Source organism: Microbispora sp. NPDC046973 (assembly GCF_040644495.1).
In the GTDB taxonomy this organism is placed as follows: Bacteria; Actinomycetota; Actinomycetes; order Streptosporangiales; family Streptosporangiaceae; genus Microbispora.
In genome coordinates this window covers 568,461-581,202 of the sequence record NZ_JBEYWQ010000002.1, presented here as the reverse complement: position 1 = coordinate 581,202, position 12,742 = coordinate 568,461, and the positions used below count along the sequence as shown (strand labels likewise).

Sequence of the window (12,742 nt, the reverse complement as noted above, 5' to 3'; positions counted from 1 at the left end):
GGACCATGACCGGCGATAGGTAGATCTGGCGATCGGGTTAGGTTTTCCGCTGCCTCCGACCGGAGAGCGGTCGCTCCCCGCGCGGGGCGGCCGGATCCTCCGGCGAAGCGCGTGGCCCCGCCGTCCGTCCGCAGGCCGGTGTTCAGGCCGCCAGTACGGCCCACACCGCCTTGCCCTGCGGGACGAGCGGGCACCATCCCCAGCACACGCTCAGCGACTCCACGATGTGCAGCCCGAGGCCGCCCGGCTCGAAGGGCGCCGGATCCCGCAGCACCGGCGCGGACGACCCGGGGTCGGTGATCGCGCAGGTCACGTGCGCGCCCCGCCGGATCAGCGACAGCCGCATGGCCTCCCGCGCGCGGCCGTCCGCGAGCGTCATGCCGTGCCGCAGGGCGTTGGTGACCAGTTCCGAGACGACCAGTTCCATCCCGTCGAGCAGGTCCGCCAACTGCCAGCCCGAAAGGGTCCCGGCGGTGAAGCTGCGCGCCGAGTGGACCGATTCCGCGCGCGGCGGCAGGACGAAGGTGGCGCTGGCCGTGGCCGACCCGGGGTCGAGGAGATCGCGGGCGGGCTCCGGCCACCAGCCGATAGGCGGCCACCAGTCGAGCGCCGACCACTGGTTCTGGCCACGAGTCAGGTTCGTGGACTGCACGGGATCATGATGAGGGACACTCCCGTGCATGTGCAAGAGCGAATGCACGTGCAAGCGCGTTGTGCAAGCGCTACGGTTACCCCCGAACACCACTGGGACGAAGGGGGCGATCTTTGACAGACTGTGAACCAGTCCACAAAGCGGAGGAATAGCACGTGTCCATAGATCCGCCCGGATCCGGTTCCACCGTTCGACGCATCATGCTCGGCGCGAGCCTTCGCCGGCTGCGTGAGCAGCGGGGCCTGACCCGCGAGGTCGCCGGATTCCACATCCGTGCCTCGGAGTCGAAGATCAGCCGGATGGAGCTCGGCCGGGTCGGGTTCAAGACACGTGACGTCGAAGACCTCCTCACGCTGTACGGCGTCCACGACGACGCCGAGCGGCGTGGCCTGCTGGAGATGGTCCGCGAGGCGAACACGCCCGGATGGTGGCACAAGTTCGGCGAGGTGCTGCCGAACTGGTTCGTCACCTACATCGGCCTGGAGGAGGCCGCCAGCGTGATCCGCACCTACGAGGTGCAGTTCGTGCCCGGCCTGCTGCAGACGGCGGAGTACGCCCGCTCGGTGATCATGCTCGGTTATCCGGACGCCTCGGAGGACGAGCTCGAACAGCGCGTCCATCTGCGGATGCAGCGGCAGGAACGGCTCACGCGCAAGGACGGCCCCCGGTTGTGGGCCGTCATCGACGAGGCCGCGCTCAGGCGGCCCATCGGAGGGAGTGCGACGATGCGCGAACAGCTCCAGCACCTGCTGGAGGTGTCCACGCTGCCCAACATCACCCTTCAGGTGATGCCCCTTCGCTACGGGATGCACGCGGCCGAGGGAGGCGCGTTCACCATCCTCCGCTTCCCGGAGTCCGACCTTTCGGACGTGGTCTACGTCGAGCAGCTCTGGGGTGCGCTCTACCTGGACAAACGTGAGGACATCGATCCCTACCTCACGGCCATGGAGCAGCTGTGCGTGGAGAGCACCACGCCCGGCGGCACTGCCGAGATCCTCGGCGAACTTCTCAGAGAGACATGAATGCACACCTATAACGGGATGCCCGCAACCGACATCGCCGGGGTCACCTGGCGGAAAAGCGCCCACAGCAACTCGACCGGCAACTGCGTGGAGCTGGCCGAGCTTCCCGACGGCAGCGTGGCCGTCCGGAACTCCCGCTATCCCGACGGGCCGGCGCTCATCTACACCCGTGACGAGATACGGGCCCTGGTGCTCGGGGTCAAGGACGGCGAGTTCGACGGCCTCCTGGTCTGATCGGATGGTCTGACCGGTTCTGGGGATAACCCCGTGTTCACCCGCTTCTCACGGGCGTAACAGCGCGACGCGGGAGGCGTAACACGGATCCGGCACAGTTGGTCCCAGGAAAGCTCACAAGGGGGACCCCGTGCTGGACCAGATGACTGTTTACCCGGTGGCCGACGACGTGCTGTTCGCACCCGGAGGCCGCGTGGTGATCCGCACCTACGGAGTCGCCGCACCGGCCGACCCGGAGAACGGGCGGCCCAGGTCGGTGGCGTACCGGACATGGGTCACCGGGGTGCGGGAGCAACCCAGGTACTGGCGGTGGGGGCACTTCGAGGACGCCCGGCGCGGCCACCGCACGGTCCTGGAATGGCTGACCGGCCGAGGTCCGCAACCCCAGCCGGTCGTCCAGGCGTGACACGCGTTCCCAGGCGCGCGTGATCGGAAGGCCTGATTCAGGCCGGCACGTTCTCAGCCAGCACGTTTCAGGCCGGCGCATTCCAGCGGAGCAGGACGGGCTCGTCGTCGTGCTCGTAGCCGAGGACGGAGTACGTCCCGGTGTCGAGGCGCAGGTGTCTGCCGTGGTCGGCCGGCAGCGACAGCCAGCGGGCCGCCAGCACACGCAGGATGTGGGCGTGCGCGACGACCAGGACGTCGCCGTCCGCCGAGCGGATCCGGGCGAGGACCTTGTCCGCCCGCTCCCCGACGTGCTCGACGGTCTCACCCGGGTGCGCCTCGTCTCCCGGGACGACGCCGTCGCGCCAGACGTACCAGCCGGGGCGTGATTCGCGGATGTCGGCGGTGGAGATGCCCTCGTAGCCGCCGTAGTCCCACTCCCACAGGTTCGGGTCCACCTCGTACGGCCCGGCCCCGGCCAGTTCGGCCGTACGGCGGGCCCGCTGCGCGGGACTGACGAGGACCAACGCGAACGACCGGTCCGCCACCAGGCGGGACAGGGCGCGCGCCTCCTCCTCGCCGTGGGGTGCCAGCGGCAGGTCGGTGCGGCCCGTGTGCCGCCCGGCCCTGCTCCACTCGGTCTCGCCGTGCCTCAGCAGGATGACGTTCATAGAGCCTCCATCTTGCCCGTACGGCCGATTTCACGCGCGGCGGCCCCCTTGACCGTCCGCCCGTGGCCTGCAGTAGGGTCCCCGCGGAAAGGGGGCGCCATGGAGCCGGTGCGGGTAGGACTCGTCGGTGCGGGACCGTGGGCGGGGATGGTCCACGCGCCCGCCCTCGCGGCCGGGCCGCACACGACGCTGTCCGGGGTGTGGGCGCGCAGGCCCGAGGCGGCGCGAGCGCTGGCCGACGCCCACGGCGCGCCCGCCTTCGAGCGGCTGGAGGACCTGTTCGCGGCGTCGGAGGCGGTCGCCTTCTGCGTGCCGCCCGCCGTGCAGGCCGAGCTGGGCGTGCTCGCGGCCCGGGCGGGCAGGGCGCTGCTGCTGGAGAAGCCGCTCGCGGCCGACCTCGACGGCGCCCGGCGCCTGGCCGGGGCGATCGAGGAGGCGGGCGTCGCCTCCCAGATGCTCTTCACGTTCCGCTACTCGGCGGCGACGGCCGGCTTCCTCGACCGGGCCCGGCGGATCGAGCCCTTCGGCGGGCACGCCGCCAACATCTCCGGAAGCCTGCGCGGCGGCCCCTTCGCCACCCCCTGGCGGCTGGAGCGCGGCGCGGTGCTCGACGTGGGCCCGCACATGATCGACCTGCTCGACGCCGCGCTCGGCCGGGTGGTCGCGGTCAAGGCCCACGGCGACCCGCTCGGCTGGGTCGGCCTGCTGCTCGAGCACGAGAGCGGCGCGGTCAGCGAGGCGTCGCTGAGCATGGCCGCCGAGGGCGAGACCCCGCCCAGCCGCATCGACGTGTACGGACGGCTCGGCAGCGCCTCGCTGCTCGGCTCCGAGCTCGGCGACGTCTTCCCCGAGGCGGTCCGGCAGTTCGCCGGCACGGTACGCGACGGCGGCGGGCATCCGCTCGACGCCCGCCACGGCCTGCGCCTGCAGGAGATCATCGACGACGTCGAGCGGCAGCTGCGGGCCGGCTGACCAGGGTCAGCCCCGCGAGCAGGGCGACGGACGCGACCAGCGGCGCGGGGCCGGGCGCGAACCCGGTGATCGTGAGGGTGAGCAGCGCGCCGCCGACGAGCGGGACGGCGGTCAGCACGTGCCGGTGGGCTGCGGCGCCCACGGGCTCCTCGAAGCGGCCGAGCAGCGCGGTGAGCGCGACCAGGACCAGCGCCAGGGCGGCCAGCCACAGGGGGACGGCGCTCCACCAGGCCGCCGAGCCGGCGTGCGGGGTCGCCAGCCCGAAGCCGACGGTCGCCGCACCGGCGACGGCGACGAGCGCGGTCATGTGCCACAGGTAGACCGTCATCATGCGCGGCGCGAGCGCGGTGAGCACCGCCTCGGCCCTCGGCCGGGCCGCCAGCGCGGTGACGGCGGGGCGCAGCAGCATCGCCAGGCCGAGCTGACCGGCGAACAGCGCGAGCAGGCAGGCGCTCGGCGGGGCCATGTTGGAGATCATGCCGGGCATCCCGATCATGCTGGCGGGATAGGGCCCGGTCGCCACCAGGGCCGCCACCATCGCGAACCCGGCCACCGCGAGCCCGGCGGCCCGCCGCCCCGTCAGCCACTCGAGGCCGCCCTCGGCGTACCGGAACCCGACCTGGTGGACCGCCAGCCAGACGAACGCCACGTTGAGGTAGCCGGCGGCCTCCAGGCCGGAGAACCGGACCACGTCCATCAGCACCGCGCCGCCCGCCAGCACCGGCAGGGCCACCCCGGTCCGCATCCGCAGCAGGTGCGGCGTGGCCACCACCGCCAGCAGGTAGACCGCCAGGAACCACAGCAGCTGGCCGACCGTCCGCGCGGCCACCTCCACCGGCTGCGCGGGCACGCCGAGGGCCACCAGGAGGTGGGGGAGCGGCAGCCACACGACCGCCAGCGGCACCACCGGCCAGGCCAGGCGGCGCACCCGCCGCGCCGTCCATTCGCGGGCCGTGCCGCCCCGGCGGACGGCGGACCGGAAGCTGATCGCGTTGGCCGCGCCCCCGGCGAAGAAGACCAGCGGCATGACCTGCGAGATCCAGGTGACATACGGAACCGCCGCCAGGGCGTTGCCCGTGGTGAGCCGCCCCTGGGCGTACGACAGGACCGGCATCGTCCAGTGCTGGACGACCACGAGGACCATCCCGAAGACGCGCAGGACGTCGATGAAGCGGTCCCGTGGCGCGGGCGCGGCCGGGGTCCTTCCTGGTGCGGGAGGAAGCATGGTCAGGGACACGGGGGGCCGCCTTCGGTGGTCGGGCCGCCGGGGTGTTCGACCGCGGGCGGCGGGGTCGGGTGTCAAGCGTCCCGCCGCGGCCCCGCCCGGCACAGCGACGCGGTCCCTACTTCCGATCATGGGCGGCCCCCTACCCGCCGGGGTAGGGCCTGCCCTACCGCCCCCGCGTACGCCCAGGCAGGCGGCCCGTCCGAGTGGAGCGTCGTCCGCCCGGGGCGGCGGGCCCCGGGGCGGGGGTGGACGCCGCGTGAGGGATTGGTACCGTTGCGTCCGACGCGCGCCGCGCAGCGAAGTCCGGTGAGAACCCGGCGCTGTCCCGCAACTGTGGTTCCCCGCCCCCGGGGACGAGCCAGGTCGCCTGCGCTGCGCGCCGACGCCATCGACCCTCGTGGAAAAGGGTGATCCGTCGCTTCCAGCGGGTCCCTCGATTCCCGGCATTCCCCCTGTTGGAGGACCTCGTGAGGCCCGTACGCACGGCCGTCGCGGGTGTGGTGCTGGGCGTGCTCGCTCTGGCCGGCTGCGGCCAGACCGACGGCGCCGCCACGTCCGCGCCCCCCACCCCCGCCGCCTCGGACAGCGCCGCACAGGGCGCCTTCCCCGTCACGATCCAGGCGGGCAACGGGGCGGTGACCATCGCCAAGAGGCCCGAGCACATCGTGTCGCTGTCCCCGACGGCCACCGAGATCCTGTTCGCGATCGGCGCGGGCGCGCAGGTGACGGCGGCGGACGACCAGTCGAACTACCCGCCCGAGGCGCCCAAGACCTCGCTGTCGGGATTCAAGCCCAACGTTGAGGCGATCGTCGCCGCCAAGCCCGACCTCGTGGTGCTCGCCAACGACCTGGAGGGCGTGGTCGCCGGGCTCGGCAAGGTCGGCGTGCCGGTGCTGCTCGAACCCGCCGCGACGAAGCTGGACGACACCTACGACCAGATCAGGGACCTCGGCGCGGCCACCGGCAACGCGGCAAAGGCCGACGAGGTGGCGAGCGGCGTCAAGCAGAAGATCGACGCGCTCGTCGCCGCGGCGCCGAAGGGCAAGGACCTGACGTACTACCACGAGCTGGACACCACGCCCTACGCGGCGACGTCGAGCACGTTCATCGGGCAGATCTACAGCCTGTTCGGGCTGAAGAACATCGCCGACGAGGCCCCCGACGCGGCGGGCGGCTACCCCAAGCTGTCGGCGGAGTTCGTCGCCAAGGCCGACCCCGACCTGATCTTCCTCGGCGACACCAAGTGCTGCGGCCAGAACGCCGCCGCGCTGGCCAAGCGGCCGGGCTGGTCCGGTCTGTCGGCCGTCAAGCAGGACCGCGTGGTCGAGCTGGACGACGACGTCGCCTCCCGCTGGGGGCCGCGCGTCGCCGACCTCGCCCAGGCCGTCGGCGACGCCGTGAAGAAGGCGGCGAGCTGAGCCGGTGACGACGCGGACACCCCTGATGGTGCGGTGAGCTGTGGCTGCGGTGAGGCGGGTGATGGCGTGATGACGCCGGCCCGGCCCCGCGGCCGGGCGCTGCTCGTCGCGTCCGTCGTGCTGGCGGCCAGTCTCGCCCTCGGCCTGATGGCGGGCGCGGCGGGCATCTCGCCCCGCGCCATCGCGCTCGCGCTGCTCGACCGGCTGCCGCTGGTGTCCGTGCACTCGGGGCTCGCACCGGTCGAGGAGGGGCTGTTGTTCCAGCTCCGGGTGCCGCGGGTGCTGCTCGCCGCCGTCGTGGGCGGGCTGCTCGCCACGGCCGGGGCCGGCTACCAGGGCGTGTTCCGCAACCCGCTGGCCGATCCCTACCTGCTCGGGGCGGCCGCCGGGGCCGGCCTCACGGTGACGCTCGTCGTGGTCTTCCTGGGCGGCGACGCCGGGGTGACCGCGGTGCCGATCGCCGCCTTCGCCGGGGCCGTCGGCGGGGTGTTCCTCGCGTACGCGCTGGGCCACACCGCGGGCCGGGGCGGCGGCACCGCGACGCTCGTGCTCGCCGGGGTCGCGGTCACCTCGTTCCTCACCGCCATCCAGACCTTCGTCCAGCAGCTCAAGGTGGACGAGCTGCAGCGGATCTACTCCTGGATCCTCGGCGACGTCGGCGGCGGCTGGGACCAGCTCCGCATGATCGCGCCGTACGCCGTGGTGTCGACCGTCGTCATGCTGCTGCACGGGCGGCTGCTCGACGTGCTGTCGGTCGGCGACGAGGAGGCGGTCAGCCTCGGCCTGCGCGCGGCGCGCGTGCGGTTCGTCGTGCTGCTGGCCGCCTCGCTCGCCACCGCGTCGGCGGTGGCGGTCAGCGGGCTGATCGCGTTCGTCGGGATCGTGGTGCCACACGTGGTCCGGCGGCTGGCCGGGTGGTCCTACCGGATCGTGCTGCCGCTGTCGTTCCTCGGCGGCGCGGCGTTCCTCGTGCTGGCCGACACGATCGCGCGTACGGTGCTCGCGCCGGCCGAACTGCCGATCGGGGTCGTCACGGCGTTCGTCGGGGCGCCGTTCTTCGTCACCGTCCTGCGCGTGACCCGGCGGGTGGGGACGTGAGCGGGCGGGCCGTGCCGGCCGTCGAGGCGCGCGGCGTGGGTGTCACGCTGGGCGGGCGGCGGGTGCTCACGGACGTCACGCTGTCGGCCGAGCCCGGCCGGTGGCTGGCCGTCATCGGGCCGAACGGCGCGGGCAAGTCCACGCTGCTGCGGGCCGTCGCCGGGCTGGTGCCGAGGGAGGGCGAGGTCCTCGTCGAGGGGACGGCCGTGGACGACCTGCGCCCGCGACGGCGGGCCCGGCTGATCGCCTACGCCCCGCAGAACCCGGCGCTGCCGCCCGACATGACGGTCTACGACTACGCGCTGCTGGGCCGCACGCCGTACATCCCCTATCTCGGCAGCGAGAGCGCGCGGGACCGCGAGGTGACGCGGTCGGTGCTGGAACGGCTCGACCTGGACGGTTTCGCGTCCCGGCCGCTCGGGCACCTGTCCGGCGGCGAACGGCAGCGGGTCGTGCTCGCCAGGGCGCTGGTGCAGCAGGCGCCGGTGCTGCTGCTCGACGAGCCGACCACGGCGCTCGACCTGGGCCACCAGCAGCAGGTGCTCGAACTCGTCGACCGGCTGCGCCTGGCCGACGACCTCACCGTCGTGACGACGCTGCACGACCTCAGCCTCGCCGCGCAGTACGCCGACGCGCTCGTGCTGCTCGCCGCCGGGCGCGCGGTCGCGGTCGGGCCGCCCGCGCGGGTGCTGGCCGAGCCGCTGCTGACCGAGCACTTCGGCGCCCGCGTGCGGGTGGAGCCCGGTCCCGATGGGCGCCCGCTCGTCCACCTGGTCCGCCCGTCGATCTCCTCGCTGGTGGAGGAGGCGTGACGGGCCTCCCGCCGCCGTCCCTGACGTACCGGATGGAGGACGGGCTGCGGCTGGGCGTGCTGCTGTGGCGGTTCGGGCCCGGCTGGCGGATGATCTCATCGGCGATGCTGGGCGGCGGCATCGGCCACCGCGAGTGGGTGCTGAACGCGCAGGTGGCCGCGGGTTACTCGCGCATGGACCCGGTCGAGCACATGGACGCGCTCGGTCCGGGCGGTCCCGGGGTCGGCATGATGACGGCGGCGCTGGTGGAGCGGTACGCCGCGGCGGCCGACGGGGGAGCGGAGGCCGTCGCCACGGTCGGCCTGGGCGTGCCGACCTGGGCGGCCACGCCCGAGGGCGTGCCCGATCCCGGCCTGCCGGCCGAAGTCGGCGCGGCGCGCGCGCCGCGCCCGGGGACGGTCAACATCCTGGTGGCCGTGCCGGTGGCGTTCTCCGACGCGGCGCTGGTGAACGCCGTCATGACGGTCACCGAGGCGAAGACGCAGGCGCTGCTGGAAGCGGGCTTCCCCTGCACCGGAACCGCGTCGGACGCCGTCTGCGTCGCCGTACGGGAGGAGGGCCAGGCGGAGGCGTTCGGCGGCCCGCGCTCCGTCTGGGGCGCGCGGATCGCCCGCGCGGTCCACCAGGCCGTCCTCGATGGCGCGCGGGACTGGCGAACCTGGCGGGCTAGGACGTGAACGTGATGCTGTTCACCATGTGGTCGATCATCGATCGGTCGCACCGGCCGGCCGGGCAGAAGAACGCGACCAGGACGGTCGTGCCCGTGTCGCCCTGCCGGACCAGGTAGGCGATGAAGTCGAGCCGCGCGGCCTGCTGGGGGTCGCTGAGCACGCCCTCGATCCGGAACGCCGGCTTGGCCCCGACCGTCGTGGGCGTCGGCACGCCGTAGTATGTGGTCACGCCGGGAAGCGCCGGGCCCAGGCTCTCCTGGAGCTCCATGGGCGAGTCGGATGTGCTCAACGTGTTGCTGACCTGGGCGAACACGCCCGTGGCCCGGTCCGGCTGGCCCGTGATGATGGGGTTCACCTTCGACCAGTCGGTGTTGCCCGGCACCGCGAACAGCGCGTTGAACTCGTCCACCGCCGGGGAGGCGATCATCCACTGGTCGGCGTTCGTCCTGGCCTCGCCCCAGGCCGAGGGGTAGGACATGGTGAACGGCGCCGCGGTGCTGCCCGGGTAGGTGTTCCACGTCGCGGCGGCGTCCCCGCCCTTCGTGAGCAGCAGCGCGGCGGCGACGGCGATGGAGACCAGGACCGCCAGGCCGCCGATCAGCGGCCCGAGCGGCAGCCCTCGCCGGTGGCCCCGGGAGGCCGCCGAGGCGACCGTCGCCTGCGAGTGCGGTGATCCGGGAGGGTAGGACCCGTGCCCCTGCGCCGCCCCCTGCGCATGGCTCGCGGCCCCGGCGCCCGACGGGTGGCTCACGGGCGGGCGCGACGCCGCGGGCGCCGAGCCGGAGGGATGGGAGACGGGCGGCCTGGTGCCGGGAGGGAACGAGGAGGGCGTGACCGGCGGATAGGACCCCTGCGGACGGGACCCGGCGGATCCCGGGGAGACCGGGGGATGGGACGGGGAGACCGGAGGATACGAGGGGGAGACCGGTGGGACCGGGGGATAGGACGGGGAGACCGATGCCGGGTCGCCCGTGCCGCCGCTGATCGCGTCGCGCAGCGCGGACACGAACGCCTGGCACGTCTCGAACCGCTCGCCCGGCGACTTGGCCAGCGCCCGGGTGATCACGGCGTTCACGCCGTGCGGCAGGTCCGGCCGGTACGGCGTGAGCGGCGGCGGGTCGTGGGACACATGGGCGTAGAGCAGCGCGAGTTCGGTGTCCCGCTGGAACGGCGGCTGCCCGGCGAGCGCCTCGTACACGACGCAGGCGAACGCGTACAGGTCGCTCCGGCCGTCGACCGGAAGGCCCCGGATCTGCTCGGGGGCGACGTAGCGCGGGGTGCCCATGAAGTGACCGTGGCTGGTCAGCCCCGCCTCGGCCGCGGAGCTCTTGGTCAGCCCGAAGTCGGTCAGGTAGACGTGGTCGGACCGCGTGACCAGGATGTTGGCCGGTTTCACGTCGCGGTGCACCAGGCCGTGAGCGTGCGCGGCGTCCAGCGCGGAGGCGATCTGCGCGAACAGCGGGTTGGCCCGCCCGACCGGCAGCGCGCCCTCCGACTGCACGAGCTTGCGCAGGTCGCTGCCCTCGACGTAGCGCATGGCGATGAACAGCAGGTCGTCGCGCTCGCCGGCCTCGTACACCGGGATGATGTTGGGGTGGTCGATGCTCGCCACCATCCGGGACTCGCGCACGAACCGGTCGCGGAAGCGGTCGTCGTGCGCGAGTTGCGGTGCGAGCACCTTCAGCGCCACCGCCCGCCCGAGCCGCTGGTCGCGGGCCCGGTAGACCGTCGCCATGCCACCCCGCCCGACGACCTCCTCGACCGTGTAGTCGCCGAGCCGCCGCCCGACGAGCGGCGGCATCACGGGCCCCTCGGTCATGCGGTCTCCCCCTTGAACGCTCTGTTGATCACGAATCGACCGGGTTCCCGCAGAAGCCGCAGAAGCGGTGCCCCTGACCCAGCCGCATGCCGCACTGCGTGCAGAACTTGAGCTGTGCCTGTCCTCGCGGCGGCGAGGGGTTCGGCGGGTACGACTGCCCGCGCGGCGGCGAGGGGTCGGCCGGATGCGCGTGCCCGTGCGGCGGCGACAGGTCCGCGGGGTGCGCCCGCCCGCCGGGCGGAGACGGATCCGCGGGCACAGGAGTCCCCGGCGGCGGCCCCACGACCTCGGGAGAGCGGGCGGCCTCGGCCCCGAACACCCTCGTCACGGCGTACGGCGGCCAGGAGTTCTCCCCGGGCGGGTAGGACCCGGCCTCGCCCGCGAGGTCCCCCTGCGCGGCGACCCCGTGCCCGGCGATCCCGTGCCCATCGATTGCCGGGTCCGTCCGGCCGTCGCCCTCGGACCGTGCGGTGCTCCTGCGGCGCAGCAGCACGACCCCCACGGCCAGCAGGGCGAGGACCACGACACCGCCGGCCGCCCACACGTACGGCGGCACCGACGGCTTCGGCTGCTTCGCCGCGGCCGGGCGCGCCGCCGGTCTGGCGCCGGCGTCCTCCGCCGTGCCCGCCTTGGACTGGGCGACCCGCAGGTGGTCGGCCGCCACCGCGTGGTCGGGCCGCAGGTTGAGCACCTGCTGCAGCGCCGGTATCGCGCCGCTGTAGAGCTTGTTGTGGTAGGAGGCGAGCGCGTTCTCGTACACGACGTCGACCGGGCCGCGGCGGGGGGTGACCCCGGCGGCGACCAGCGCGCTGCGGATGTCGTCGGCGGGGGTGATGGTCACCGGCTCGTCACCGCCCCCGGAGACGAACCCGACCACCTCGCTCCTGCCGTCGTCGATGAGGCCCGCGCCGGGCGCGCCGTCGTCCAGCAGCTTGGCGACCTTGTCGCGCTCCTTGACGGTCCGGCTGCCCGGCGGGTCGAGGTGCGCGGTGTCGAGCTTGGGCGGCAGCTTCGCCGACGGTCTTCCGGTGAGCGACATCACGTCGAGCGACTCGACCGCGCCGCCGATCGTCGTGCCCAGCGGGACCGTGGGCAGCGACTGCTTCTCGCCGCCCTTGGTGACCTTGAGCACCGCCGGGGACGCGGGGGACGTCCCTGCGGTCAGGATCTGCGCGGGCAGGCCCCCGGGCGGCGGCGGGTCGAGATAGGGGTAGACGGTGACGTTCGTCGTGACGTCGGCGATGCAGGTGGAGTCGGTCTGCTGCGGCGGGTAGCACGACTGGAGCCGCCGGTCGAGGTCGGAGTCGCCCAGCGAGTGGCGCTTGAAGTCGGCCGGGATCTTCACCTTGAAGTATTCGGCGAACACCCGGTTGGCCGCGTACACCCGGGGGTCCTCGGCGGCCTGCACGACCTGGGTCGCGGTCACGACCACGCCGTCGGGCGTGACCGTGAAGCCGCTGCCCTTCGCCAGGCCGACGTCGTAGTCCCGGGCCAGCTGCTTGATCACGCCGCGATCGTCCAGGAGCGTGATGCGGACGTGCGAGGAGGACTCCACGCGTACGGCGCCGGGGGTGACCCGGTCGGTGGAACCGCTGGGGTGCGGGTGGAGCATGGGCGCCGCGAGCGCCGAGAGCGCACCCAGCCCCGCGATAAGGGAGTGCAGGCGGGGCATCTGCGTCTCCTATGCCTGTTCGGAACGCTTCAAGCGTCCCAGCGCGGACAGTGCTCGACAAGGTGAGGATCGTGACCGACACCCACTTG

The 12,742-nt window shown here is 73.4% G+C and carries 13 protein-coding genes; 8 read left to right on the top strand and 5 right to left on the bottom strand.

Annotated features, from left to right (window positions below):
- Positions 1 to 142: 142 nt before the first annotated feature.
- The gene (locus ABZ860_RS06750) at positions 143 to 652 is read right to left on the bottom strand and encodes an ATP-binding protein (protein ID WP_357216074.1); all 510 of its coding nucleotides are present in this window, start codon (positions 650 to 652) and stop codon (positions 143 to 145) included.
- 200 nt (positions 653 to 852) lie between these two features.
- On the opposite strand from ABZ860_RS06750, the gene ABZ860_RS06745 reads away from it, so the two are divergent.
- The 3 genes from ABZ860_RS06745 (at position 853) to ABZ860_RS06735 (ending at position 2,314) form a co-directional block, all read left to right on the top strand.
- Entirely contained in the window at positions 853 to 1,674 is an 822-nt protein-coding gene (locus ABZ860_RS06745) for a helix-turn-helix transcriptional regulator (RefSeq protein WP_357216325.1), read from the top strand.
- Positions 1,675 to 1,908 carry a DUF397 domain-containing protein gene (locus tag ABZ860_RS06740; protein WP_357216072.1) on the top strand — a complete coding sequence of 78 codons (234 nt, stop codon included), beginning with the start codon at positions 1,675 to 1,677 and terminating at the stop codon, positions 1,906 to 1,908.
- Between the two features lie 130 nt (positions 1,909 to 2,038).
- Positions 2,039 to 2,314 (top strand): hypothetical protein, encoded by a 276-nt coding sequence (locus tag ABZ860_RS06735; RefSeq protein WP_357216070.1) that lies wholly within the window; start codon positions 2,039 to 2,041, stop codon positions 2,312 to 2,314.
- Between the two features lie 67 nt (positions 2,315 to 2,381).
- Here the strand turns inward: ABZ860_RS06735 and ABZ860_RS06730 are convergent, their stop codons facing one another.
- Entirely contained in the window at positions 2,382 to 2,963 is a 582-nt protein-coding gene (locus tag ABZ860_RS06730; RefSeq protein WP_357216067.1) for a histidine phosphatase family protein, read from the bottom strand.
- 99 nt (positions 2,964 to 3,062) lie between these two features.
- On the opposite strand from ABZ860_RS06730, the gene ABZ860_RS06725 reads away from it, so the two are divergent.
- The gene (locus tag ABZ860_RS06725; RefSeq protein ID WP_357216065.1) at positions 3,063 to 3,935 is read left to right on the top strand and encodes a Gfo/Idh/MocA family oxidoreductase; all 873 of its coding nucleotides are present in this window, start codon (positions 3,063 to 3,065) and stop codon (positions 3,933 to 3,935) included.
- Here the strand turns inward: ABZ860_RS06725 and ABZ860_RS06720 are convergent.
- Entirely contained in the window at positions 3,898 to 5,172 is a 1,275-nt protein-coding gene (locus ABZ860_RS06720) for an acyltransferase (protein WP_357216063.1), read from the bottom strand. The two genes, ABZ860_RS06725 and ABZ860_RS06720, sit on opposite strands and share 38 nt — an antisense overlap.
- Before the next feature lie 458 nt (positions 5,173 to 5,630).
- Between ABZ860_RS06720 and ABZ860_RS06715 the strand changes: the two genes are divergently transcribed.
- The 4 genes from ABZ860_RS06715 (at position 5,631) to ABZ860_RS06700 (ending at position 9,168) form a co-directional block, all read left to right on the top strand.
- Complete coding sequence (locus ABZ860_RS06715; protein WP_357216060.1) at positions 5,631 to 6,581, top strand: ABC transporter substrate-binding protein; 951 nt, start codon at positions 5,631 to 5,633, stop codon at positions 6,579 to 6,581.
- A 69-nt stretch (positions 6,582 to 6,650) separates the two neighbouring features.
- Positions 6,651 to 7,679 (top strand): iron ABC transporter permease, encoded by a 1,029-nt coding sequence (locus ABZ860_RS06710; RefSeq protein ID WP_357216324.1) that lies wholly within the window; start codon positions 6,651 to 6,653, stop codon positions 7,677 to 7,679.
- Complete coding sequence (locus ABZ860_RS06705) at positions 7,676 to 8,491, top strand: ABC transporter ATP-binding protein (RefSeq protein WP_357216058.1); 816 nt, start codon at positions 7,676 to 7,678, stop codon at positions 8,489 to 8,491. Before ABZ860_RS06710 ends, ABZ860_RS06705 begins: the two co-directional genes overlap by 4 nt.
- Positions 8,488 to 9,168, top strand: coding sequence for an adenosylcobinamide amidohydrolase (locus ABZ860_RS06700; protein ID WP_357216055.1), 681 nt, complete (start codon positions 8,488 to 8,490; stop codon positions 9,166 to 9,168). Before ABZ860_RS06705 ends, ABZ860_RS06700 begins: the two co-directional genes overlap by 4 nt.
- On the opposite strand, the gene ABZ860_RS06695 is transcribed toward ABZ860_RS06700, so the two are convergent.
- Together ABZ860_RS06695 and ABZ860_RS06690 are read right to left on the bottom strand one after the other, a co-directional pair.
- Positions 9,158 to 10,981 carry a protein kinase gene (locus ABZ860_RS06695; protein WP_357216052.1) on the bottom strand — a complete coding sequence of 608 codons (1,824 nt, stop codon included), beginning with the start codon at positions 10,979 to 10,981 and terminating at the stop codon, positions 9,158 to 9,160. The two genes, ABZ860_RS06700 and ABZ860_RS06695, sit on opposite strands and share 11 nt — an antisense overlap.
- A gap of 28 nt (positions 10,982 to 11,009) precedes the next feature.
- Complete coding sequence (locus tag ABZ860_RS06690) at positions 11,010 to 12,653, bottom strand: zinc ribbon domain-containing protein (protein ID WP_357216049.1); 1,644 nt, start codon at positions 12,651 to 12,653, stop codon at positions 11,010 to 11,012.
- Positions 12,654 to 12,742: the final 89 nt, after the last annotated feature.